The sequence below is a fragment of the Streptomyces sp. NPDC044061 genome (assembly GCF_056434305.1).
Genome location: NZ_JBWKFL010000002.1, coordinates 476,731 through 500,767, shown reverse-complemented (window position 1 = coordinate 500,767; position 24,037 = coordinate 476,731). Strand labels below are relative to the sequence as shown.

The following is a 24,037-nucleotide window of genomic DNA, read 5'->3' as shown; positions in this document are numbered from 1 at the left end:
CCGCCATTCACCCCAGATGCCCCCTGCCCTCACGGCCGCTCTGCCACTAGATTCGGTTCATGGCGGATGCGAAACGCGAGATCGAGCGCAAGTACGAATCCGACGACAGCGGGCTGCCCGACCTGACGGGCGTCGGCGGGGTGACGAACGTCCTCGACAAGGGCGTGGTCGAACTGGACGCCACCTACTACGACACCGCCGACCAACGCCTGGCCGCCGCGGCCCTCACCCTGCGCCGCCGCACCGGCGGCACGGACGCCGGCTGGCACCTGAAGTTCCCGGTCGCCACCGGTGTCCGCGACGAGATCAGGGCGCCGCTGTCCGACACCGTCCCCGAGGAGATCGCCGCACTGGTCCGCTCCCGGGTCCGTGACACCAAACTGGTCCCCCTGGTCCGGCTCCGCTCCGCCCGCGACGTACGCCACCTGGTCGACGCCGACGGTGCACTCCTGGCCGAGGCCAGCGTCGACGCGGTGACCGCCGAGCGGCTCACCGGCAAGGGCGGCAACGCCCAGTGGACCGAGATCGAGGTGGAGCTGGCCGACGACGGTGATCCGGCCTTCCTCGACCAGGTGGAGAAACGCCTGCGCAAGGCGGGCGTACGGCCGTCGAAGTCACCGTCGAAGCTGGCCCGGGCGCTGGAACAGACAGGCGGCCGGAAACAGGGCTTCCGACGGCGCGCGAAGCCCGTGACCGCCGGCGACCACGTCCTCGCCTACGTGCGCGAACAGCGCGAGGCGATCATCGGGCACGACCCGGGCGTCCGCCGGGACGTGCCGGACTCCGTCCACCAGATGCGGGTGGCCACCCGCCGCATGCGCAGCACCTTCCGCACCTTCGGCACGGTCCTCGACCCGGCCGTCACCGAGCCGATCGCCGCCGAGCTGAAATGGCTGGCCGGGGAGCTGGGCGCCGACCGTGACCAGGAGGTCCTGGCCGACCGCCTGACCACCGCCCTCGACGACCTCCCGCCCGCCCTCGTCTCCGGCCCCCTGCACAAACGGCTCACCAACTGGGCGAGCGCCGAGCACGGCAGCGCCCGCGGCCACCTCATCGCGATCCTGGACTCCGGCCGCTACCTGGCCCTGCTCGACACCATGGACGCCCTGCTCGCCGACCCGCCGCTGCGGAAGAAGGCCGCGCGGAAGCCCGACAAGGTGCTCGCCAAGGCCGTACGCAAGGACTTCGCCAAGGTCTCCCGCCTGATCACCGAGGCCCTCGACCTGCCGCCCGGCGAGGAACGCGACATCGCCATCCACGAGGCCCGCAAGAAGGCCAAGCGCACCCGGTACGCGGCCGAGGCGGCCATCCCGGCCCTGGGCGCCCACGCCCGCTCCCTGGCCAAGTCGATGAAGTCCCTGACCAGCCTGCTCGGCGACCACCAGGACAGCGTCATGGCCCGCCGCACCCTGCGTGAGCTGTCCGCCGTGGCGCACGCGGCGGGGGAGAGCGCCTTCACGTACGGGCTGCTGTACGGCAGGGAGGAGGCCCGGGCGGCGGCGGTGGAGGCGGAGCTGCCCGGCCTGTGGCGGGAGATCACTTCCGGGGCGTCCGTCTGAGCGTACGGGGGAGGCCTCCGGGCGGGTTACGCTGAATGGTCACCCCTGTCAGCTCATGAAGGTTCGCGAGATGCCTGTCGAGTCGGTTTTCCCGCAGCTCGAAGCTCTGCTTCCCCACGTGCAGAAGCCGATCCAGTACGTCGGCGGAGAGCTCAACTCCACCGTCAAGCACTGGGACGAGTGCGACGTCCGCTGGGCGCTCATGTACCCGGACGCATACGAGGTCGGCCTGCCCAACCAGGGCGTCATGATCCTCTACGAGGTCCTCAACGAGCAGGAGGGCGTCCTCGCCGAGCGCACGTACAGCGTGTGGCCGGACCTGGAGGCGCTGATGCGCGAGCGCGGCGTCCCGCAGTTCACGGTGGACTCCCACCGCCCGGTGAAGGCCTTCGACGTGTTCGGCCTGTCCTTCTCCACGGAGCTGGGCTACACCAACATGCTCACGGCCCTGGACCTGGCCGGCATCCCGCTGGAGTCCAAGGACCGCACGATCGACGACCCGATCGTCCTGGCCGGCGGCCACGCGGCCTTCAACCCGGAGCCGATCGCCGACTTCATCGACGCGGCGGTCATCGGCGACGGCGAGCAGGCCGTGCTCGACATGACGCGGATCATCCGCGAGTGGAAGGCGGAGGGCCGCCCCGGCGGCCGCGAGGAGGTCCTCTTCCGCCTGGCGAAGACGGGCGGGGTGTACATCCCGGCGTTCTACGACGTCGAGTACCTGCCGGACGGCCGTATCGCCCGCGTGGTCCCGAACAAGTCGGGCGTGCCGTGGCGCGTGTCCAAGCACACGGTCATGGACCTGGACGAGTGGCCGTACCCCAAGCAGCCGCTGGTCCCCCTGGCCGAGACCGTCCACGAGCGCATGTCGGTCGAGATCTTCCGCGGCTGCACCCGAGGCTGCCGCTTCTGCCAGGCCGGCATGATCACCCGCCCGGTCCGCGAGCGCTCGATCACCGGCATCGGCGACATGGTCGACAAGGGCCTGAAGGCGACCGGCTTCGAGGAGGTGGGCCTGCTCTCCCTGTCCTCCGCGGACCACTCGGAGATCGGCGACATCGCCAAGGGCCTGGCGGACCGCTACGAGGAGGACAAGATCGGCCTCTCGCTCCCCTCCACCCGTGTCGACGCCTTCAACATCGACCTGGCCAACGAGCTGACCAGGAACGGCCGCCGCTCCGGTCTGACCTTCGCCCCCGAGGGCGGCTCGGAACGCATCCGCAAGGTCATCAACAAGATGGTCTCGGAGGAGGACCTGATCCGTACGGTCGCCACGGCCTACGGCAACGGCTGGCGCCAGGTGAAGCTGTACTTCATGTGCGGCCTGCCGACGGAGACCGACGACGACGTCCTTCAGATCGCCGACATGGCGATGCACGTGATCCAAAAGGGCCGTGAGGTCTCGAGGTCCAACGACATCCGCTGCACGGTCTCCATCGGCGGCTTCGTCCCCAAGCCCCACACCCCCTTCCAGTGGGCGCCCCAGCTCTCCGCCGAGGAGACGGACGCCCGTCTGACGAAGCTCCGGGACAAGATCCGCGGCGACAAGAAGTACGGCCGCTCGATCGGCTTCCGCTACCACGACGGCAAGCCGGGCATCGTCGAGGGCCTGCTCTCCCGCGGCGACCGCCGCATCGGCGCGGTCATCCGCGCGGTCTACGACGACGGCGGCCGCTTCGACGGCTGGCGCGAGCACTTCTCCTACGACCGCTGGATGGCCTGCGCCGACAAGGCCCTGGAGCCCTTCGGCGTCGACGTCGACTGGTACACCACCCGCGAGCGCACCTACGAGGAGGTCCTCCCCTGGGACCACCTCGACTCCGGCCTGGACAAGGACTGGCTCTGGGAGGACTGGCAGGACGCCCTCGACGAAACCGAGGTCGAGGACTGCCGCTGGACTCCGTGCTTCGACTGCGGTGTCTGCCCGCAGATGGACACCCAGATCCAGATCGGCCCGACGGGCAAGAAGCTGCTGCCGCTCACGGTGAAGAACGCCGGTCCGACGCCGGCTTCGAGCGGTCACGCGCACTGACGTGAGCACGTGACTTTGTGGTCGGTCGAGCCCCTTCCCCGTCAGGGAGGGGGCTCGGGTGTTCTTTCGGTCTGGTTGCCGTCCCGGTCCGGGCTGGGCTCCTGATCCTGTTCGCGCTGAAGAGGTACCACACCGGAACCACCGGCGGCCGGTGAACGCAAACATGGCCTGGCGCTCGTCAGGAGGGAGCCGGCTTTCGGTGATCGCACACCGGGTGCAGGCCGATCAGGACCATGGTCGGTCGAAGAAGTTGCGGTTCTGGCGCACGAAATCGGCGAAACCCATGGCTGCACGGCCCGTGAGGTCGGCCACGGTTGAAGTGACGGTCTCGGCACCGCCGTCGCGGTAAGCGCGGGCAACTCCGATCAGAGCATCGACGTAGAACTCCGGCATCCCGCGCATCAGCATTGCCGCGCGCGCTTCGTCGTCCGGTAGGCCCACGTAGCGCACCGGCCTGCCGAGGACGTCGGAAAACTCTTCGGCGGCTTCAGCGTAGGTCAGCGCCTTCGGCCCGGTGAGGTCGTAGACGCAGCCGTCGTGGCCATCAGTGGTGAGAACCCTCGCAGCGACACGGGCGACATCGCCAATGTCGATGAAACTTATGGGTGCAGTGATCAATGGGAGGCTGAACTCCCCGACCTCGCGGATGGACGGCTGGCGCAGGAAGTTCTGCAGGTAGAAGTTGGGGCGCAGGATCGTCCAGGGCAAACCGGACGTAACCAGCGACTGTTCGACAGGCTGATGCAGGCGGGCGATCGGCGAGAGTCCTTCGTGGGCCCTCCAGACCGACAGCTTGACCACCCGGACACCCACTGCACGGGCGGCTTCCAGCATGTTGAGTTCGTGCGTCGTTTGGGCGGGACTCGTCGCGCCGAGAAGGAATACGGCCTCGATGCCATCGAGAGCAGGACCGATTGTGTCCGGCATGGCCAGATCGAGCGTCACTGCCTGACCGCCCGCCCTGATCACCTGAGCCGTGGTGTGCGGATCACGGTAAGCCGCCCGCGCGGCCACGCCGTCGGCATGAAGACGAGTGAGGAGAGCCGTTCCGACGTTCCCGCTCGCGCCGGTCACCAGAATCATCGTCACATCCTCTCAGGTGATAGCAGCGAATATGTCAAACCGGAACGCACCATCCTGGGATGGATGCGAGACAGGCCAATAGTGGTCTTCAGACTGCGCCGTTCAGTGGCGTCCGCCGACGCGCTCTTCGAGCAGCTCGCCGAGCACCCGGAGGACTGGCCCCGCTGGTTCGCCCCGGCGGACGACGTCCACTTCGAGGGCTCACCCCCCTACGGCGTCGGCTCCGTGCGCTTCTTCCGCCTGTACCGAGTGATCCGGGCCCGCGAACGGATCATCGCGTGGGACCCCGGCAAGCGCTTCGCCTACTGCGCCCAGGAATCCAACGCGCCCGGTGTCGGTGCGTTGGTGGAGAACTGGACCCTGACGCCCTCGGCGGACGCGAGGACGACCGTCACCTGGACCCTCGCCATCGACGCCCGGCCTCCCGTCCACCTGCTCCTGCGGGTCGGCCGACATCACATCGACAGGCTTTTCCGCGAGGCGACAGAGCGACTGGAAGCCCTGTGTCGTCATCGGTGATGACGTCCTGCCCTGCCGCCGAGTCTTGCAGTTGACCACGGACTTGGTGCTCAGATCTGCTCGGTGGGGCGCACGAGCAGCTCGGCGACGGCCACGTGCCGGGGACGGGTGACGATGTAGCTGACGGTGTCGGCGATGTCCTGGCTCTGCAGCCGCTCGATGTCGCCCATGTGAGCCGCGAGCTGCTGCTGAATGACAGCCGGGTTGTGGGCGCGCAGTTCGGTGTCGACGCTGCCGGGCTCGACTACGGAGACGCGGACGTGCTGGCGTGCGAGTTCCTGGCGCAGGGCCTCGCTGAAGGCGCCGACGCCGAACTTGGTGGCGCAGTACACGGCGGACATGGCGAAGGCGCCGCGGCCCGCGAGTGAGCCGATGTTGACGATGTCGGCGACCCGGCGCGGGTCCTCGGCCGCTGCCTTGACCAGGTGGGGGACGGCCGCGTGGGCCGTGTACATCAGGCCCATGAGGTTGATGTCGATCATGCGCCGCCAGTCGGTCAGGTCCGCGCCGGGGGCGGGGCCGAGCAGCATGAGGCCGGCGTTGTTGACCAGGGTGTCCAGGCGACCGAGGCTCTCGACAGTCCGTTCGACGGCTTCCGTGGCGGCCTGGGCGTCGGTGATGTCGGCGGGCACGACCAGGGCCTTTCCGCCGGCGTCGGTGATTTCCGCGGAAAGGTCGGTGAGGCGGTCCTCGCGCCGACCGACCAGGGCCACCGAGGCGCCCTCGCGGGAAAGCTCCAGGGCGGTGGCGTGACCGATACCGCTGGAGGCCCCGGTGACCAGGGCGACAGTTCCTTCAAGACGACGAGACATGGTTCAAGCCTTTCGGTGAACGGCCACGATGCCGCGGGCCGCACGGGATGGGGAGATGAAGGCCCTGCGGGCAGGGCCGTACGAAGGTGGAGGCCGCTCAAGGCCCGGCCGAGGGCACAATGGGGAAGTGAGCAGCACTGGGCAGAAGACCACCAACGCCGCACGTCAAGAGATCAAGAGCGAGGGAGACCTACCGCCCCGCGAACGTCTGGTCCGGGCCGCGTCGCGGCTGTTCTATTACGAGGGCGTCCGCGCGATCGGCGTGGAGCGGCTGATCGCCGAGGCCGGGGTGACCAAGGCGACCTTCTACCGGCACTTCGCCTCCAAGGACGACCTGGTCGTGGCCTATCTGCTGACCAAGGACGCCTACTACCGGCAGGTGGCCGAACCGCTGGCCGCCGGGCCCCCGCCCGCGGAAGCCATCGACCTCATCTTCGAGGCGATCTCCGAGCACGCCCGCGAGCGCGGATTCCGCGGATCGCCGTTCCTGAACGCTGCCGCCGAATACCCGGACGCCGACCATCCGGTCCGCGGTCTGGTGACGGCCCACCGGGACTGGATCCGCACCCTTTTCCAGGACCTGCTCACCCGGCTCGGCCACGCCGACCCGAAGTCGGCCGCCGGTGCGCTGCTGATGCTGTACGACGGCGCAATGGCAGCCGGCTACCTGGACGACTGGTCGGCCGCCCACAAGACGCTGCTGGACGCGGTCCGGCTGATCCGGTCGGAGGGCTGACCCTCTCGGGAGGGGCGCGGAACAGCGACCCTCTGCGAGGCTCCGGTCAGGCCGGGGCACGGATTGCTTTCATGGAACCTTTTGATCTCTCTTCGTCGTACACAGGGACCCACTGGCACTCCCGTGCCTGGAGACGGTCCCCGACGGAAGGCCGAGAGCCGGCATCCTCTTAGGTAGGAAGACCGGTCGTTCTCCCTATCGAAGATAGCCCTCCACGTGCCCTCGCGCCAGTGGTCGGGGCACTTGTGGGATCCCTCACCAGACCGGCCCCAGACGTCACCGCCGGCTCATGGGGGGCATCCGTGACCCCGTTGGCTGCTCTCCGCAGAGCGCGGCTACGCGCTGGTCGCCATGGTCGGTCTGCTGGGTATCAGCCCACTCAGCGCCGCGCTGACCCGGCGCGGCGTCGACACCCGCTGGGCCCGCGGTGCGCTCACCTGCGGAGTGGTGGCCCTCAGCGACGCCTGCGTCGTCGCTGCGATGGCCGTCCACAGCGGCGCGGCGTCGGCGGTGCTGATGCTGATCGGATCGCCGGCAAGGTGGTGCAGCGAAGTCTCGACCTGGCCTCGGCACCGGAGGTCTTCCGGCCGGCTCTGGTGTCCGAACTGCGCCAGCGCCCCTACGAGTTCGACATCCAGATCCAGCTCTGTGCCGACCTGGAGCAGAGGCCGGTGAAAGACGTCACGGTCACCGTGGCGAAGCTGCGTATCCCGCAGCAGGACATCTCCGGCGAGGACAACCTGAGGAAGCTGGACAGTCTGTCCTTGAATCCGTGGCGGGCGACGGCGGAGCACAGGCCCCTCGGCAACATCATGCGGGTTCGCAAAGATGCGTAACCGCAACTCCTCGATTCTGCGTCGCAAGCTCAACGACCGCGAGCGCGAAGAACCCCGCAGCGCAGACGACGTTGTTGCCGTTGCCGTAGGCGACTCACTGCCGCCGACGCGACAGCGGGAATGACGGGGGCTCAGGCCGTGATGCCCTCGATCGCGACGGGGAGGTGGCGGGGGCCGCGCAGCACCGCGTTGGCGCGGTACGGCGGCGGGTCCTCGAGCAGCCCCGAGAACTTGACCCGGCGGAACAGTTCGGACACAGCCACATGTAGTTCCATGCGGGCGAGAGGGGCGCCGAAGCAGTAGTGGATGCCGGTGTAGAAACCCAGGTGCTCGTTGTCCTTGCGGCCGGGATCGAACCGGTCGGGGTCCTCGAAGCGATCGAGGGAAGAACAGCAGCGCTTCGTCCCCGTGTAGGGAGAAGACGTCCGGGGCGAGAAAGACGCACTGCGCGTATCCCTGGCACCGGTTGAGATCGACGACAAGCCTCATCTGGAACCCGCTCCCTGATCAGGGCGCGGCCCCCCGGCGCGTCGGCGGCCCACGCCGCGAGCTCCGCAGCCCCTGCGCTCGGTCCATACGATCGGATGGCATGCCTCTCCTTTCAGGATCGACTCCTCCGAAACGGCCCGCAAACCGGGGGCGGGCCGCGGGCAAGCCCTCTCCCGGCCAACTGGGATCGGGTGATCCTTGCTGGTCAGACGCGGTGCGGCGTTATCGGCCGCGGGCCCGTGCCGACCTTCGTGGACAAGCCGTCTTCGACCCGGGAAGTGATCGTCTTGCCTGCGCCCGGGAGGAGGACAAAGCTGGCTGTGGGGGCCGTAGGGAACGCGCTCGGAACGGAGGAGACGCCGCACGCCAGCCGACAGACGATCAAAGGGAGAGGGAGTCATGACGACACAGAGCTCCGCGAAGGCGGCGACTCCGGCGGACGCGACTCCAGCCGTGGCCAGGCAGCCCGACGGTTACGGCAAGCGGGTCGGGGAGGTAGCGGAAATCACCGTTCTCTTCGATGCCAAGCCGGGTGGGGCGGAGAGGTTCCGGCAGAACGCGTCCAAGATCCAGGAAGACGCCTTTCACTACGAGAAACTCGTCGGCACGGTTCACGACTTCCGTGTCACGTTCATCAACAACGACACCCAGGTCATCGGCGCGGTCACTTATGACGGGGACTTCAAGCCGTACATGGCGGACATCTTCGCCAACGCGGCACCGTGGTTCGATGAGATGTTCGAAGGTGTCGCGGAGGGATATCCCGGGGCGGCCGATCCGCACATCGTCGACTGGTTGGCGACGAAGATCGTGGAGGCCGACATGTGGTACGCCTCCAATCCGACCATGACGGTCGAGGACACCGCCAAGGCGCAGAAGGTCACGGAGGCGTTCAACACGTTGCTGGATGCCGCGTCCGGCTAGCAGTCGTCCCGCGTCGCAGGCGCCGTAGCCCTGGCAATGACGCCTGGGCACACCTGGCGGCCGGCAACGGCGACCGGTCGTCGGCCCGGCCCCGTCAGCGGAGGTCGCAGCATCATGTCCGACCATCTTTCCGGCACCCGCGCCGAGATCGATCCAGCCATCGACCTCGCCGATATCTACGCATTTCCCAGCCCCTCCCGCACGGGTCGGCTCGTCCTCGTCATGGACGTCTTCCCCAATGCCCGCCCAGGGGTCCTGTTCTCCGACGCCGCCGACTACCGGTTCCGTGTGCGACCCGCAGCCGTTGCGCAGGGTCAGCCCGGGTCGCTCTTCGAGATCGGCGCCGACGAGTACGCGTTCACCTGCACGTTCTCAGGCCCCGTCGAGTCGGACGCCGACAAGGAGGTGACGCAGCGGGGCACGTGCGTGCTCCCGGACGGGGAGACGGTCGTGTTCGATGTGGACGACGAGCGGGGCGGCGAGGGCCACGGCGTACGCGTCTACGCCGGGCTGCGGATGGATCCCTTCTTCATGGACGTCGGCAAGGAGGTGCAGACGCGGGCTGAGCGGCGGCTCGCCTTCCTCCCGAAGGGCACCAACTCGCTGGAGGACGTCGATGTCCTGACCATCGTCGTCGAGTTCGACGTCGCCGGGAGGCTCGGTCCGGCCTCGGGCACCGTGTTCGCCGTTGCCGCGGAAACCGTCACGAGCGGCCCCTATCCCCTACGCCTCGAGCGGCTCGGCCGCCCGGAGGTGAAGAACGTTCTGATGTCGGAGAACGGGGTCGACACCGCGAACAAGGTCGTGGATCTGCGCGATCTCTACAACGAGGAGGACCCGTTCCGGCTGGGTCCGCACTACCTGGACGCCTACCGTTCGCGGCTGAACGCCAACCTGGTCTTCTTCGACGGTCTGGACGGCAAGCTCGACTGGCAGACGGGCCCGGACGGGACACATCCGCTGACCGACCTGCTGCTCGCCGACTTCCTGGTCGTGGACGTGGCGAGGCCGTACGCCGAGGACAGCTACTTCGAGATCGAGCGCGCCCTGCTGGAGGGGCGGCCGTACGCGACCTGTGGTGGCCGCTCGCTCAACGACGACGTCATCGACACGCTGTACACGCTGATCGTCAACGCCTTCCACGGCCCACGGGTCAGCGACGGCGTCGACCGGGCGACGGCGCCGGCTTCTCGGGAGTTTCCGTATCTGGCACCGCCCAACCTGGAGCCGCCCGTACCGGTTTCGATTCCGGCGGCCTCCGCAAGCCCATGAGAGGCGGCTTCACAACGGCCGACCGTGTGAGCAACGGGACGAGACACGATCTTTCCGACGGTCCGCCGACGACGGCGGGCCTGATCGCGATGGGCAACCTCGACGCGCGCATCGAGGGCCTTGCGGGCCGGGCGGCGCGGGGAAGCCTGACCTGTGCCGGGTGGGGCGAGTTGGTCGAGCTGACCGCCCTGCGCGGGCACGTACTGGGCCGTATCGACGAGGCCGAGCGCGCCGCGTCGCTGGCCGAGGTGTACGTCGGCCAGGCACCGAGCGATCCTCGGGCCCGCGTGGCCCGCGCCAGGCTGGCCGCCCTCTTTCATCGGTTCTCGGCGGCGCAGGTCGATCTCGACGCGGCGGCCGCGCTGGGGCTCGACCGGCGAAGTCTGGACGAAGAGCAAGCCGCCGTCCATCAGGCGGTCGGGCGGTACGACGAGGCGCTCGCCCGGCACCGACGCGCGCTGTCGGAGCGGCATGACTTCAGTGCCCTGGCCGCCCTGGCCCGATGGCACGCCGAGCGTGGCGAGACGGCTGAGGCCGAGAGGTGGTGTCTGGCAGCGAGACATGGCTACCGCGGGGTCAGTCCCTTCCCGCTCGCCGTGCTCGAATTCCAGTGCGGGCAGACGTGGCTGGCCGAGGGCGACCCGGCGCGTGCGCGCCTCTGGCTGCAGTCTGCGACACGCCGACTGCCGTCCTACGTGCCGGCCCAGGGCCACCTCGCCGAGGCCGACGCCACCGAGGGCAGGACGGCCGTGGCGGTGGAACGCCTGCGCCGGCTGGCCCTCGTGAGCGACGATCCCGTCCACGCGACCCGCCTTGCCCGCCTCCTGGGCAGGTTCGAGGCATCGGCGGAGACTCGGTTCTGGCGAGCCCACGCTGCCGCACGCTACGCGGAGTTGATGGCACGCCACCCCGAGGCGTACGCGGATCACGCGGCGGAGTTCTGGCTGACGGTCGGCGGTGACCCTCAGCAAGCTCTTCGGCTGTCGCTGCAGAACCTCGCGCTGCGGCCGACTCCCCGTGCCCGCACGCTCGTCGATCGCGCGAGATGCCGTGTCGGACAGCACCGACAGAACCAATAATTGGTACAAATCGGGCAATGCTTGACCGAGGGGACGAGATGACGACGGTTGAAGGCCCACCTCTGCAACTCGACGACATTCAGGGCATCGTGCTGCGTACCCGGCCGTCACCGTACGTCGGCACGTACATCCTGCTCCGGGTGGATGACCCCCGCGCCGGCCGTGAGTTGATGGCACGGCTGGCCGAACTGGTCGACTCCGCAGCCGACTGGTGGCAGCCGCCCCTGCCGGCGCTCCTCAATGTCGCTGTGACGTACCGGGGGCTCGAGGCGCTCCAGGTGCCGCAGGCCTCCCTGAACAGCTTCCCCGAGGAGTTCCGGCAGGGCATGGCGGCCCGGGCCGAGTTCCTGGGCGACACCGGCGAGAGCGCGCCCGCGCAGTGGGAGCCGCCCTTCGGCACTGGGCAGGTGCATGTCGTGCTGTCCCTGATCGCCGCCGACCAGGAGTCACTGGCCGTCGTCCTCGAACGGGCTCGTCAGGCGCGCGCGCAGCTTCCCGGCGTTCAGGTGGTGTATCGGCAGGAGCTGTACCAACTGGCCTCGGGGCGCACCAGCTTCGGCTACAAGGACGGCATCAGCAATCCCGCGGTGGAAGGCAGTGGCGCGGAGAACCCCCCGGGGGGCGGTCCCACCCTCAAGGCGGGTGAGTTCGTGCTGGGCTATCCCGACGAGACGGGAAACCTGCCGCCGATGCCGGCGCCGGAGGTGCTGGGCCGTAACGGCACGTTCGTGGTCTGGCGGAAGCTGCACACGCGCGTCGCCGCTTTCCGGCGGTATCTCCGCGACAACGCCGACAGCCCTGAAGGGGAGTCCCTGCTCGCCGCGAAGATCGTGGGCCGCTGGCCGAGCGGAGCCCCCTTGATCCTGGCGCCCGAGCACGACGATCCGGACCTCGGGGGGGACGAGCAGCGCAACAACGACTTCCTTTACACGTCCGATCCGCACGGCACGGTCTGCCCCCATGGCGCCCACGCCAGGCGTGCCAATCCGCGCGACTCGGAGATCATCGGTGACGTCGATCTCCACCGACTGATTCGGCGGAGCACCAGCTACGGGCCGCCGCTGCCGGCCGGCACCCTGGACGACGACGGCGCCGACCGCGGCATCGTGTTCGTCGCGGTCAACGCGCACCTCGACCGTCAGTTCGAGTTCGTGAAGTCGCAATGGTTCAACGACGGCAACTTCACCGGCCTCGACGTCGAGAAGGATCTGCTCACGGGCGACAATGACGGCTCGGGAACCTTCACCATCCCGCGGCACCCCGTCCGGCGCCGCCTGCACGACGTCGTGCGCTTCGTCACCACGCGTGGCGGCGAGTACTTCTTCCTGCCGAGCCTCAGCGCACTGCGCTGGCTGGCCGACCCCGGCTCCTGAGCCGACCCGTGCCGGAGTGGCTCTCTTGTTCCACCTCCGCCGCACTCCAGGCCGCAAGCAACGGGTGCGATGCGCGGACCCCAGTGTGAAAATAGGGGCAGACGCTGCGCAGGCCAGGAGCCCTCACAGAGGTGGCCGGTGACGGCCGTCCTCGCCCTGTTCTGGCTCAGTCGTCCCGGAGTCGGCAGGTTCCCGAGGCCTCGACGGACCAGCACACCGTCCGGTGAGCCGGCACCGGGCGCTGAGCGACGAAAGGCCTTTCATGCCTCGATCCATGCGCGCGCTCGTGGCCGGAAAGGTCGGCGAGCCTGTCGATGTCCTGCGGCTGGAATCCCGGCCTGTTCCCACGCCGGAAGCCGGTCAGGCGTTGATCCGTGTGAAGGCGACTCCGATTCACGCCAGTGATCTGCATGTGCTGCGTGGCCGCTACGGTTTCTCCCCCGAGTTCCCCACCGTCGGGGGTCACATGGAGTGCGTGGGCCGCATCGAGGCGCTCGGCCCGGACACCGAGGGACTGAGGATCGGCGAGCGCGTGGTGGCCGCCGCGGTCCCGGCGGTACCCGGGCCCCAGGTGGCCGGCACCTGGCAGGAATACCTCGTTGCCGATGCACGACGGCTCCTGCCGGTCCCCGACCGGCTGAGCGACTCCAGCGCCTGTCAACTCGCCGTGAATCCGCTGACCGCGCTGCTCCTCGTGACTCGCGAACTCGACGTACAGCCGGGTGAATGGCTGCTGCAGACGGCCGCCGGCTCCACCGTCGGCCGGCTCGTCATTCAGCTGTCCAGGCATCTGGGTATTCGCACGATCAATGTCGTGCGGCGGCGCGATGCCGTCGAGGAGATCAGAGCCTTCGGTGGTGACGAGGTCATCTGCACCGAGGACGAGGACCTTTTGCGGCGTGTGGCCGAGATCGCGGGACCGGCCGGCGTGCGCAAGGCCGTCGACTGTGTCGCGGGCCCCGTGGGTGCCCAGGTGTCCCAGGCATTGGCTCCGGGCGGGGAACTCGTGGTCTACGGCGCGCTCTCCACCCATCGGCAGACCGACCCGGCGGCGCTGACGATCCCGCTGCAGGCACGCTCGGTCATCTACGAGACCAAAACGGTCCGTGGCTTCTGGCTGAACCGCTGGTTCGGCACTGCCTCACCCGAGGATGCGCTGCGCGCGCTGTCCCAGGTTCGCGGTCTCGTCACCGACGAGGTGCTGAGCATCCCCCGAGGCCGGCCGTTCCCGCTCGAACGCTTCACCGAAGCCGTCTCGCTCGCCGAAGCGCCCGCACATGGCACCAAACCGCTCTTCGTCTTCGAAGACGGCCCGGACGAGGACGACGGGTGAGAAGCGGGCCTGCCGGTGCCGAGCGGACATGGCGAACGGCGTCCAGGTCGTCGGTGCGGTGAGGCGCTCCACCTGGACGCCGTGAACCAGGCCTGTCCTACCAGGCCACAGGCAGCTCCAGCGGGAACCGCCTGATCGTCGCCGTGTCCCACCGCAGCTCCTCCGGCGGCACCGCGAGGCGCAGGCCGGGGAATCTCTCCACGAGGCGGCCGATGGCCACCTCGAGCTCCGCCATGGCCAACGGCATGGCGATGCACCGGTGTCCGCCCCAGCCGAACGTCATGTGCGGAGCGCTGGGGCGGTCGACTTCGAGGGCGTGCGGGGCCGGGTAGCGCTCCGGGTCACGGTTGGCCGTCAGGTACGACACGTGCACGAAGTCGCCTGCCTTGATCCGCGCACCGTCCAGTTCCACGTCCTCGAGAGCCACGCGTGGGATTCCTACCCCCTTGCGGAACGGGATGACGCGGAGCATCTCGTGCACGACGTCGGTCAGGGTCTCGGGCCGGCGCGTGAGGTGCCGCATCAGCTCGGGACGTGTCAGGAGCAGGTAGATGATGTTGCTGATCTGGCAGGTCGCCGTGTCCTGGCCGCTGAGCGCCAGCGTCAGCGTCATGACCGCCAGTTCCGTGTCGTCGAGCTGCTCCTCGCCCTCCCGTGCCGCGGCCATCGCGCTGATGAGGTCGGGGCCGGGTGACTTCCGGCGCTGTCGGACCAGTTCGGCGAAGTAGGCCGTCAGATTGGCCTTGGCCGTCGCGGCCGCCTCCTTGCTGTCCGCGCCGACGACGAGCAGCTGGTGCACCGACTCCTCGATCCGGGGCCATTCCTCCCGTTCGATACCCAGGAGGTCCAGGACGGCGTGCTGAGGGAGCCTGTTGGAGAGATGCTGGACCACGTCCGCCGGCGGTCCCTCCTTCTCCATGTCGTCCAGCAGGCGGTCCGTGAGCCAGGTGATCCGGTGCCGCAGGCCGTCGACCTGTTGCTGCGTGAAGGCCTGCGAGGCCAGGTGGCGGACGCGGCTGCTCTGCGGCGGGTCCATCACGTTGATCGATTCCGGCGAGACGATGGGCTCCGGCGTCATCCGGGGGTAGTCGTGACCGATGATGCCCGCCCGGCTGAACCGTTGGTCGGTGGTCACCTGCTTGACGGCCTCGAACCCCGTGATCAGCCAGGCATCCGCATCACCGTACGGAAGCCGGATGCGCGCGGGGGTCTCGCGCTGCATCAGGTCCGCGAGCGCAGGGTCGAAGTCGAGTGCTTCGCTGAAGTCGAACGGGCAGTGGATCGTCTTGTTGTCCGCGGCCATCAGCCGGCTCCTCCAGGCATGGGTACGACGTCGGTGACGTTCACGGCCCGGCGAACGGCCTTGGCGAGCTTGACGGCGTCGCCGACAGCCCAGTAGTGGACGAAGAACAGGCGTGGTTCGTCGGTGAGGTTGTGGTGGTGCACTTCGACGAGTTCGACGCCGCCGCGTCGCAGGGCCGTGAGGACCGGCTGGACCTCATTGGCGATCATGACCAGGTCGCCGCTGAGGGCGGCCCTTCCGCCGCCGAGCGGCTGGAAGTTGACGGAGGTGGTCGAGCCCAGCCCCGGCGGCAGGGCCAGGTGGCCGTCGGCGACGGTCTCGCGGCGGACGTAGGTGGACTTGTAGATCTTGCCGTCGGCGACGCCCTTGACCCCCATCGCGGCGTCGATGCCGACGGTGTCCAGGTCGACGGGCGGCGCAGCGGTGGTGGCGGGTTCGGCCGGTGGAGTACCGGTGCCGGCGAATGCGGCGCGCAGACCGCGAGCGACGGTGACCGGATCTTGACCGTGGGCGTGCAGATGCACCCACCAGACATCCGGCTCGTGGGCGAGCAGGTGCTTGTGGATGGCGGTCTGCATGATCCCGTGGTCCTGCAGGACGTCGCAGAAGCGCTGCAGTTCGCGTTCGGTGACCACGGCGTCACCCATCAGGAGCGTGCTGTGGTCCGCGTATCGGACGAAGGACACGTGGGTGCCGAGGGCGAGCGCAGGGTCGATCCGGACGCCGCGCGAGTAGACCTTGAGGTCCCGGCGCGGCAAGCCCGTGTGATACATGAAGCGCTTCATGTCGCCGGGCCGGCCGAGAGCCGCGCCCACGGCCGCCCAGTCCGTCAGTTTGGTCATCACCGGCGCGACCAGGGCGCGGTCCGCCGGTCCGGCGGACAGGGCGTGGGCCCGGACCGGCAAACCGGTCGCCACGGGCGCCAGGGCGGCCGCCGTCAGCAGACGACGCCGGGATGCGGTGAGTCGGGAGCGGGTGTTCTGCTGTCTCTCGTCAGTCATGTCATGAGCCTCCTCGCAGGATGCAAGCACGGGAGACCGCGTGGACCGCTGACCGGCACAGTTGCACCCGGCCAGGTGGGCTAATGACGGGGGTGGTTGTGCACTGGTCGCTGTAGGCCAGGTACAGCAGCGCAGTTGCACGGACCGCCCGGTCCTCCCCGCGGGGAGGACGTCTCCGTGGTCACCCGAGGGCGTTCCAGAACGCGCAGTGGTGGCGGGGCTGTGCCGTGCGGGTGGGGACGATGTGGTCCGGCGCCAGCGACAGCACCGTCTGCCGGGGCCAGTGCGGTGACGACGGACCGTTCGGGTCGGCGGTGCGGACGAAACGGGTCCAGTAGTCGATCATGGTGTCGGCGAGTCGGTGCTGTGCGGCGGTCAGGTCGCGGGGGCGGCCGCCCAGGTCGAACAGGTAGGGCAGTTCGCTCGCGTGCGGTGCGCCGAGGGGGAACGGCGGCGTGCCCGGGGTGAGCGGCGGGGCGTGCTCGTCGGCGAACTCGTAGCGCCAGACGGGCACATGGGCGGCCAGCAGGCCGTCGGCGCGCGCCGTCGGGCAGGCGAAGTTCGCGTCGCCGATGACCGCGCCGAACACCGGGCCGCCGTCGGTGCGGTGCACCGGGTACTCGCGGACGATCGCCCTCGCCTGCCCCGGAGAGGGGAAGAAGGTGGCCGCGACGTCGGGCCAGGTGCCGGGGGTCACGGGGTGGCCGGCCCGGACGATCCCGGCGGCCCAGCCGTTGCCTTCGTCGTGGTTGTTGCCGATGAGCACGGGGACGCGGTGGAAGCGGCCGGCGGCGATCGCCGCCGCGGGGTCGCCGGGCAGCAACGGGGTGGCGTGAGCGGGCTGTTGATCGGTGTCCTGGGCCGCGAGCAGCCGGGAGACGTCCACGCGCCGCAGGCAGGCCGGCACGTCGTGGGCGGAGCCGCAGCCGACCTTCGCGGCGAGGTCCGCGCCCTCGGCGCGCGCCGTGGACAGGGGGACGGAGGAAGGGGCGAACGGCCGGTCGGGGCGGCCCGTGCACGGGCCGCTCTGGATGATCGCCCGGTCGAAGAGCCCCGCGGCGGCGGGTGAGGCGAGCTGGGCGCAGACGCTGTAGCCGCCCGCCGACTCACCGGCCAGCGTCACATGGTGCGCGTCGCCGCCGAAGGCGCCGATCTCGGCGCGGACCCAGCGCAGCGCCGCCTGCTGGTCGGCCAGGCCGAAGGTGCCTGAGCCGGGCAGCCTGCCGTGCGCCAGGAAACCGAGGGCGCCGAGGCGGTAGTTGACGGTGACGACCACGACGTCGCCTCGGGTGGCCATGCGATGGGCGTCGTACGAACTGCCCGTTCCGGTGGTGAAGCCGCCGCCGTGCAGCCACACGATCACCGGCCGGGGGCGTGCCGGTCCCGCGCCGTCGGGCGTCGTGACGTTCAGGTGCAGACAGTCCTCGTCGGTGCTGCCGCCGGGCACCTCGCCGGCCGGCTGCGGGCAGGCGCTCGCGGGCCGGGTCGCGTCCCGTACGCCGGTCCAGGGGGCCGTGTGGTGGGGTGGCGCCCAGCGCAGCCCGCCGACCGGGGGCGCCGCGTAGGGGATGCCCTCGAAGGTGCGGTAGCCGTCGTGGGCGGCGCCCCGCACCAGGCCGTCGTGGGTGCGTACCGTCGTGGCTGTGGCTGTGGCTGTGGCTGTGGCTGTGGCTGTGGCTGTGGCGGTGGCGGGCCGGGTGGGCTCCGTCGGTGGTGCTGCGGACCAGGCCGTCGCGAGTACGGCGGTCAGGGCGCAGCCCAGGGTGGTCAGGAGGCCGTGCATGTTCGTCATCTCCCCATCCGGTCAGCTGCCGCCCATGCCGCCCTGTGCGGCGATCATGGTCGTCGGCAGAGCGCGTACAGCTTTCTCCAGGCCGGGCGCGAGGGCGGCGAGACGCCCCGTGCAGGCGTCGATCCGGTCCCGGAAGGTCCTCCGGTCCTGCCGTGACACGACCGAGCGGACGCCGCCCGCCGCGGCCAGCGCCAGCAGCGCGGCGTCGGCGGCGGGGATCTCCCGCACGGGGCCGTCCCCGTGCAGCGCCGCGGACACGCGGGCGTGGAGCGCGGTGGGCACGGCGCGGTCCGTCACGGTCAGCCGCCGTGTGCCGAAGGGAGTGCGGGGCGCCTTCACGGTGAGGAGTCCCGCCGCGGCGAGCCGGTCCTCCACCTCCGTCAGGGTCCGCTCGCGGTGGCGGCGCACGAGGTGCTTCCAGCCGTGCCCGGAGGCGGCGTCGCGCAGGACACCGTCCAGGACGGGGTCGCCGGTCGGTTCCGTGCCGGACACGGTGACCGTGCCGCCGTCCTCCTCCAGCCGGCCGCGCGATGCGAGGTCGACCAGGGCGGCGGCACGGACCAGCAGCTCCGTCCGGGAACGGTCGTAGGGGCCTTCGGCCGCTTCGTCGTGGGCGAGCAGATATATGAGGCAGGGCAGGTCGTCGATCACACCTCGACGCTATGGCCGGGCACCCCGGCCGCGGATCGGCCACGGGAACGGACCGGCAGTGGGAACGCAGGAGGATGGCCGCCCGGCCTCCTCCTCGAGGAGGAGGCGGTGCCGTCAGGGGCCGCGCGGCTCCACGAGACCGTGGTCATAGGCGGCGACGACGGCCTGGACGCGGTCGCGCAGGCCCAGTTTGCGCAGCACCGCGGTGACGTGGTTCTTGACGGTGGCCTCCGAAAGGCGCAGCCGCTCGGCGATCTCCGCGTTCGACAGCGCTTGCCCGATCAGGGTGAGCACCTCCCGCTCGCGGCCGGAGAGGTCCTGCAGGGAGGGCGGCGGCGCCGGGTCGGGCGTGGTGCGCAGGAAGCGGTCGAGAACGCGGCTCAGCACGGCGGGCGCCAGCAGCGCGTCGCCGCGTGCGGTGAGGCGGATCGCGTCGACGAGCTCACCGGGGCGCATGTCCTTCAGCAGGAAGCCGCTCGCCCCGGCCCGCAGAGCGGCGACCACGTGCGCGTCCACGTCCCAGGTGGTCAGCACGAGCACCCGGGCGCGACTGCCGGACTCCGCGATCCGCCGGGTCGCCTCGATGCCGTCCACGACGGGCATGCGTACGTCCATCAGCACCACGTCGGGCGCCAGTTCCCGCGTCAGCCGCACCGCCTCCTGGCCGTCGGACGCCTCACCGACCACCTCGAGGTCGTCCCGGGCGTCGATGATCATGCGGAAGCCGGTACGGACCAGGGCCTGGTCGTCGGCCACCACCACGCGCAGCGTCATGACGCGTGCTCCACCGGCAGCCGGGCCGCCACCTCGAACCCCCCGCCGGGCAGCGGACCGGCGCGCAGGCTGCCGCCCACGAGCCGTGCGCGCTCCTTCATCCCGACAAGACCACGACCCGCTCCCACCACGAGCGAACTGCCATGCGGCGTGCGCCCGTTGTCGACCACCGTGACCTTCACGCACTCTCCTTCGGCAGTCACGCGCACGCTCACCTCGTCGGCGTCGGCCGCGTGGCGCAGCGTGTTGGTGAGGGCCTCCTGGACGATCCGGTACGCCGCCAGGCCGACCGCGGCCGGCAGTCCGTCGGTGAGGCCCTCGCGGTGCATGTGCACGGTCATCCCGGTCGCGCGCACGGTGTCGGCCAGCTCGTCCAGGCGCGCGAGCGAGGGCCCCGGCTCCCGCTGCTCCCGCGCCCCGTCCTCCTCCGCGTCGAGACGGAACGCACGCAGCAGCAGGCGCAGTTCGCCGAGCGCGGAGCGGGCGCCCGTCTCGATGGCCCGCAGCGCCTCACGCGCCTGTTCGGGGCGTTCGCCGAACACGTCGTCGGCGGCGCCCGCCTGGATGACCATGACCGACAGGGTGTGTGCCACGACGTCGTGCACCTCGCGCGCGATCCGCGCGCGCTCCTCCACCACGGCCCGATGCGCCTCCGCCCTGGTCCGTGCCTGCTGCGCCCTGCGCCACTGCCCCGCGGTCCACGCCAGGACCACCGTCAGCAGATAGACCGCCAGCCCCGCGGGGCCGCCCGCCCCGAACGCCGCCGGCGCCGGCAGGCACATCGCCGCCAGCGCCCGCACCGACACCCGCCGCGGCCTGGTGGCCGACAGCACGCACAACGCGACCTGCGCCGCGAGCAGCGCCCCCGTCAGGGTCACCGCGGGCAGCAGCGCCCACACCGCGAGCCCCGTCGCCGCGTTCGCGGCCAGTACGGCGACGGGGGCGCGCGTCTGCCACCTCAGGGCGCAGACCTGCGCGAGGACCAGGGCCACGGCCACCGGCAGCCGCCGGCCCTGCTCCGCGCCGGCGACGAGCACCGAGGTGCCGAGGACCGCGAGCACCAGACCGGCCGACCCCCACCACAGCGCCCGGGCCGACCGGGGTGACAGCTCGCCCCGCGCTTCCCCGGCGAACGCGTCGTCCGGCTGCCTGCTCCTGCGGTCCACGCCCCGACCCTACCCAGCGGCGCGGGCCGGGCCGTTCGGGAGCGCCGGCGGCCGACGGCGGGAGCGGCGAACAGGGCTCGACGAGCAGCCCAGGAGCCCGCCGGCCACCGCGAGTCACGGGTCGTCTCCGAGGCAGGGCGGGTCCGCCCCAGGCCGGTCTCGGCCGCCCCTGTCCCTTTGGAGCCGATTTTTCTGGGCACCCCGCTGGTACGGGCACCTGGACCCCGCCTGGGGCGTCGTCGCGGCGGCCGGCTCCGGAGACGAACCACGCCGCGGTCGCCCGGCGGTCCGTGCGGTCGGCACCGGACGGTGTCGCGCCGGACATGGCGGCGACAGGCGAGCTGCTGGTCGGCGAACGCCCCACTCCGTCCGGCTGATCCGGTGGACGGCGAAGGACACGGCGGGCTGCCGGGGCTCAGCGCTTGGCCACCCGTTCCAGGGCATGGACGATCAGGCACAACAGTGAACCTCACGTCGAGGAGATGCCATGGCTGACCGAAGCGAGCAGACGGACCGCATCGTGGTCGGGGTGGACGGCTCGGACTCGTCGAAGCAGGCCCTTCGCTGGGCGGTGCGCCAGGGGAAGCTCACCGGTGGTGTGGTGGAGGCGGTGACGGCCTGGGACTTTCCGCAGTTTCACGGCGCGCTCGGCTGGCTGCCCCCGTCGAGCAGCGATGAAGCGGCTCTGGAAGGCCGGGCACGTGAAGAGCTCGGGCAGGCTGTCGAGGAAACCGTGGGATCACGGCCACCGGTGGAGGTGCGGACCGAGGTGCGCTACGGCACCCCCGCCAGTGTGCTGCTCCGGGCGTCCCGCGAGGCGTCCCTGCTCGTGGTCGGCAGCCGGGGTCTCGGCGGTTTCGCGGGGCTGCTGCTGGGATCCGTCGCCCAGCACTGCACTCAGCACGCCTCCTGTCCGGTCGTCGTGGTCCGTGCCGGGGCCGATGAGCCCGGCGACCGGGACGAGTGACGGGTGTCAGACGAAGACGATGCTGGATGCCGCCGGTACGGACAGTGAGCCCGCGCGGCGAGGTACGCCCGCTGTGTCTTCGAGGTCGAACCATGTGACGTCGCCGGAGCGCTCGTTCGCCGCGTACAGCCGGGTGCCTGAGGGGTCCAGCGCCAGGTCGCGTGGCCACTGGCCCCCGCACGGCACCGACGCGACCACCTCCGCCTGCTCACCGGTCCCGTCGAGTGCGAGTACGGCGACGGTGTCGGGGCCGCGTACGGCCACCCACAGATGCCGGCCGTCGCGTGAGACGACCGGGGCGGACGGGGAGACGGGGTCCGGGGCTCCGTCGGGGAACAGCGGTGTCTCTCCCGTCGGCTCGAGCGTCCCGGCCGCCGCGTCCCAGCGGCACACGGTCACGGTGGGCCGCAGCTCACCGAGCACGTATGCGTGGCGTCCGGACGGATGGAAGGCAAGGTGCCGCGGGCCGGTGCCGGGCGGCAGCGAGGTCTCGCCGTGCGGCGTCAGTTCTCCCGCCGCCGCGTCCAGAGAGCAGATCCGCACCGAGTCGGTGCCGAGGTCGACGCTGAGCACCCAGCGTCCCGAAGGATCGGGGAGCACCTGGTGGGCGTGCGCGGCCAGCTGGCGCTCGGGGTGTGGTCCCGCGCCCTCGTGACGCAGCACGCTGACGGGGGACCGCGGGGTGCCGTCCGCTGCGACGGGCAGCACGCTGACGCTGCCGGAGTCGTAGTTGGCGGTCAGCACGTGGCCGTGCGTGACCGAGAGATGGGTCGGGCCGTCTCCGCCGACCGGGACGGGTGCGCCGAGCGGACGCGGCACCGGACCGGCGACGTCATAGGCGGCGACCGCCCCCGGCGCCGTTTCGGACACGGCGTAGAGCACCGGGCCGGTCCGCGTGCGGCCGACGGCGAGATACGACGGATCGGCGATGGCGTCGACGGTGCTGGGCGCGGACAGCGTTCCGGTGTGCGGGTCCGCTTCGACCATGACGATCCCGCGCCCGCCTGCCGAGGTGAACGACCCGATGAAGGCGCGCCCCGTGCCCTTGTCATTCACAGCGTCCTCCGCCCTGCGTGCGGAGTCCGACGCTAGCAAGGCCCCGGCGCGGTTCAGCCGGACGAGAACGCCGTCTGCGCCGAGCGGCTCCCTGTTTTCACCGGAAAGCATTGCCGCCGGAGCGGCTGGATCGCGATCGCTCACCATCCCCGGAAATGTGGCAGCGACAGCGGCGCGGCCGGCCCCGCAGGAGGGACAGCGCAGTGAAGGCGTTCGTGATGAAGGAAATCGGGCGGGTGGGTTTCATGGAGAAGCCCGTCCCGCAGCTGGGTCCTGGCGACGCCCTCGTGCGGACGACCCGGGCCCTCATCTGCACCTCCGACTCCCACACCGTCCAGGGTGGCATCGGGCCCCGGGAGAACCTGACGCTGGGACATGAGGCGGTGGGCGTCGTGGACACCGTGGGGAGCGAGGTGAAGGACTTCCAGCCCGGCGACCGTGTGCTGGTCGGCGCCATCACTCCCGACTGGGGCGACCTGGCTTCCCAGAACGGCTACCCCTCGCAGTCCGGGGCGCCGCTCGGCGGCTTCAAGTTCGCGAACTCCAAGGACGGGGTGTTCGCCGAGTACTTCCATGTGAACGACGCCGATGCCAACCTCGCCAAAATCCCCGACGGCATCTCCGACGCGGACGCGGTCTACTGCGCCGACATGCTCTCCACCGGATTCATGGGCGCGGAGAACGGAAACATCCCGACGGGCGGGACCGTCGCCGTTCTCGCGCAGGGGCCGGTGGGGCTGATGGCGACAGCCGGGGCCAGGCTCCGCGGCGCCGGTCTCGTCATCGGGGTCGAGTCGGTCCCCAGCCGGCAACAGCTCGCGCGAACGTACGGCGCCGACGAGATCGTCGATTTCACCAAGGAGGACGTCGTCGAGCGGATCCTCGAGCTGACCCAGGGACAGGGAGTCGACACCGCCATCGAGGCACTCGGCGCGGACGTGACGTTCCAGACCGCCGTCAAGGTCACCAAGCCCGGCGGGACGATCTCCAACACCGGGTACTTCGGCGAAGGCGAATTCGTGCGCATCCCGCGCGTCGAATGGGGCGTCGGCATGGCGGACAAGACGATCACGACCGGGCTCTGCCCCGGCGGGAGGCTGCGCATGGAACGCCTTCTGCGGGTGCTGCAGACGCAGCGCGTCGACCCGTCGCACCTGACGACCCACGAGTTCCGCTTCGACGACATGGAACGGGCCTTCGAGGTCTCGGACAAGAAGATCGAAGACGTCGTGAAAGTGATGATCGCCTTCTAGGCGACCACCTTCGAGGGTGTGCGCCTC

Annotated in this window: 21 protein-coding genes and 2 pseudogenes; 12 read left to right on the top strand and 11 right to left on the bottom strand. The window is 70.4% G+C overall.

The window, feature by feature from the left end:
• Positions 1-59 precede the first annotated feature (59 nt).
• Together AC07CM_RS04735 and AC07CM_RS04730 are read left to right on the top strand one after the other, a co-directional pair.
• Positions 60-1,559 (top strand): CYTH and CHAD domain-containing protein, encoded by a 1,500-nt coding sequence (locus AC07CM_RS04735; RefSeq protein WP_478874872.1) that lies wholly within the window; start codon positions 60-62, stop codon positions 1,557-1,559.
• Positions 1,560-1,629: 70 nt separating this feature from the next.
• The gene (locus tag AC07CM_RS04730; RefSeq protein WP_478874871.1) at positions 1,630-3,591 is read left to right on the top strand and encodes a TIGR03960 family B12-binding radical SAM protein; all 1,962 of its coding nucleotides are present in this window, start codon (positions 1,630-1,632) and stop codon (positions 3,589-3,591) included.
• Positions 3,592-3,816: 225 nt separating this feature from the next.
• Here the strand turns inward: AC07CM_RS04730 and AC07CM_RS04725 are convergent, their stop codons facing one another.
• Positions 3,817-4,674: an SDR family oxidoreductase gene (locus AC07CM_RS04725; RefSeq protein WP_478874870.1), complete on the bottom strand. Its 858-nt coding sequence runs from the start codon at positions 4,672-4,674 to the stop codon at positions 3,817-3,819.
• Between the two features lie 63 nt (positions 4,675-4,737).
• Here AC07CM_RS04725 and AC07CM_RS04720 point away from each other — a divergent pair, with 63 nt between their 5' ends.
• A complete protein-coding gene (locus tag AC07CM_RS04720; RefSeq protein ID WP_478874869.1) occupies positions 4,738-5,193 on the top strand; it encodes an SRPBCC family protein in 456 nt (151 codons plus the stop codon).
• Positions 5,194-5,243: 50 nt separating this feature from the next.
• On the opposite strand, the gene AC07CM_RS04715 is transcribed toward AC07CM_RS04720, so the two are convergent.
• On the bottom strand, positions 5,244-6,005 hold the full coding sequence (locus AC07CM_RS04715; protein WP_478874868.1) for an SDR family NAD(P)-dependent oxidoreductase: 762 nt from the start codon (positions 6,003-6,005) through the stop codon (positions 5,244-5,246).
• Positions 6,006-6,132: 127 nt separating this feature from the next.
• Between AC07CM_RS04715 and AC07CM_RS04710 the strand changes: the two genes are divergently transcribed.
• Both AC07CM_RS04710 and AC07CM_RS04705 read left to right on the top strand, forming a co-directional pair.
• Positions 6,133-6,741 (top strand): TetR/AcrR family transcriptional regulator, encoded by a 609-nt coding sequence (locus AC07CM_RS04710; protein WP_478874867.1) that lies wholly within the window; start codon positions 6,133-6,135, stop codon positions 6,739-6,741.
• Positions 6,742-7,283: 542 nt separating this feature from the next.
• The gene (locus AC07CM_RS04705; RefSeq protein WP_478874866.1) at positions 7,284-7,577 is read left to right on the top strand and encodes a hypothetical protein; all 294 of its coding nucleotides are present in this window, start codon (positions 7,284-7,286) and stop codon (positions 7,575-7,577) included.
• Positions 7,578-7,708: 131 nt separating this feature from the next.
• On the opposite strand, the pseudogene AC07CM_RS04700 reads toward AC07CM_RS04705, so the two are convergent.
• Both AC07CM_RS04700 and AC07CM_RS04695 read right to left on the bottom strand, forming a co-directional pair.
• Positions 7,709-7,954, bottom strand: a pseudogene (locus tag AC07CM_RS04700) (cytochrome P450); the annotation flags it as partial.
• A 1-nt stretch (position 7,955) separates the two neighbouring features.
• Positions 7,956-8,066 (bottom strand): annotated as a pseudogene (locus AC07CM_RS04695) (ferredoxin); the annotation flags it as partial.
• A 399-nt stretch (positions 8,067-8,465) separates the two neighbouring features.
• On the opposite strand from AC07CM_RS04695, the gene AC07CM_RS04690 reads away from it, so the two are divergent.
• From AC07CM_RS04690 to AC07CM_RS04670, 5 genes are all read left to right on the top strand, one after another.
• Complete coding sequence (locus AC07CM_RS04690; RefSeq protein WP_478874865.1) at positions 8,466-8,990, top strand: hypothetical protein; 525 nt, start codon at positions 8,466-8,468, stop codon at positions 8,988-8,990.
• 114 nt (positions 8,991-9,104) lie between these two features.
• Positions 9,105-10,262, top strand: coding sequence for a DUF4331 family protein (locus tag AC07CM_RS04685; RefSeq protein ID WP_478874864.1), 1,158 nt, complete (start codon positions 9,105-9,107; stop codon positions 10,260-10,262).
• A 26-nt stretch (positions 10,263-10,288) separates the two neighbouring features.
• Positions 10,289-11,341 carry a tetratricopeptide repeat protein gene (locus tag AC07CM_RS04680; RefSeq protein ID WP_478874863.1) on the top strand — a complete coding sequence of 351 codons (1,053 nt, stop codon included), beginning with the start codon at positions 10,289-10,291 and terminating at the stop codon, positions 11,339-11,341.
• Positions 11,342-11,379: 38 nt separating this feature from the next.
• Positions 11,380-12,714 (top strand): Dyp-type peroxidase, encoded by a 1,335-nt coding sequence (locus AC07CM_RS04675; protein ID WP_478874862.1) that lies wholly within the window; start codon positions 11,380-11,382, stop codon positions 12,712-12,714.
• A gap of 274 nt (positions 12,715-12,988) precedes the next feature.
• Positions 12,989-14,047, top strand: coding sequence for a zinc-dependent alcohol dehydrogenase family protein (locus AC07CM_RS04670; protein WP_478874861.1), 1,059 nt, complete (start codon positions 12,989-12,991; stop codon positions 14,045-14,047).
• Positions 14,048-14,144: 97 nt separating this feature from the next.
• On the opposite strand, the gene AC07CM_RS04665 is transcribed toward AC07CM_RS04670, so the two are convergent.
• From AC07CM_RS04665 to AC07CM_RS04640, 6 genes are all read right to left on the bottom strand, one after another.
• On the bottom strand, positions 14,145-15,350 hold the full coding sequence (locus tag AC07CM_RS04665; RefSeq protein WP_478874860.1) for a cytochrome P450: 1,206 nt from the start codon (positions 15,348-15,350) through the stop codon (positions 14,145-14,147).
• Positions 15,350-16,351, bottom strand: coding sequence for a DUF1259 domain-containing protein (locus AC07CM_RS04660; protein WP_478874859.1), 1,002 nt, complete (start codon positions 16,349-16,351; stop codon positions 15,350-15,352). Before AC07CM_RS04660 ends, AC07CM_RS04665 begins: the two co-directional genes overlap by 1 nt.
• Before the next feature lie 181 nt (positions 16,352-16,532).
• On the bottom strand, positions 16,533-18,134 hold the full coding sequence (locus AC07CM_RS04655; RefSeq protein WP_478874905.1) for a carboxylesterase/lipase family protein: 1,602 nt from the start codon (positions 18,132-18,134) through the stop codon (positions 16,533-16,535).
• Between the two features lie 21 nt (positions 18,135-18,155).
• Positions 18,156-18,794, bottom strand: a complete 639-nt coding sequence (locus AC07CM_RS04650; RefSeq protein ID WP_478874858.1) for a GOLPH3/VPS74 family protein — start codon at positions 18,792-18,794, stop codon at positions 18,156-18,158.
• Positions 18,795-18,908: 114 nt separating this feature from the next.
• Positions 18,909-19,568 carry a response regulator gene (locus AC07CM_RS04645; protein ID WP_478874857.1) on the bottom strand — a complete coding sequence of 220 codons (660 nt, stop codon included), beginning with the start codon at positions 19,566-19,568 and terminating at the stop codon, positions 18,909-18,911.
• Complete coding sequence (locus AC07CM_RS04640; protein WP_478874856.1) at positions 19,565-20,734, bottom strand: sensor histidine kinase; 1,170 nt, start codon at positions 20,732-20,734, stop codon at positions 19,565-19,567. The genes AC07CM_RS04645 and AC07CM_RS04640 overlap by 4 nt, the downstream gene beginning before the upstream one ends.
• 487 nt (positions 20,735-21,221) lie before the next feature.
• Here AC07CM_RS04640 and AC07CM_RS04635 point away from each other — a divergent pair, with 487 nt between their 5' ends.
• A complete protein-coding gene (locus AC07CM_RS04635; protein WP_478874855.1) occupies positions 21,222-21,701 on the top strand; it encodes a universal stress protein in 480 nt (159 codons plus the stop codon).
• A gap of 6 nt (positions 21,702-21,707) precedes the next feature.
• On the opposite strand, the gene AC07CM_RS04630 is transcribed toward AC07CM_RS04635, so the two are convergent.
• A complete protein-coding gene (locus tag AC07CM_RS04630; RefSeq protein WP_478874854.1) occupies positions 21,708-22,757 on the bottom strand; it encodes a lactonase family protein in 1,050 nt (349 codons plus the stop codon).
• 218 nt (positions 22,758-22,975) lie between these two features.
• Between AC07CM_RS04630 and AC07CM_RS04625 the strand changes: the two genes are divergently transcribed.
• Positions 22,976-24,010: an NAD(P)-dependent alcohol dehydrogenase gene (locus tag AC07CM_RS04625; protein WP_478874853.1), complete on the top strand. Its 1,035-nt coding sequence runs from the start codon at positions 22,976-22,978 to the stop codon at positions 24,008-24,010.
• The last annotated feature ends 27 nt before the right edge of the window (positions 24,011-24,037 follow it).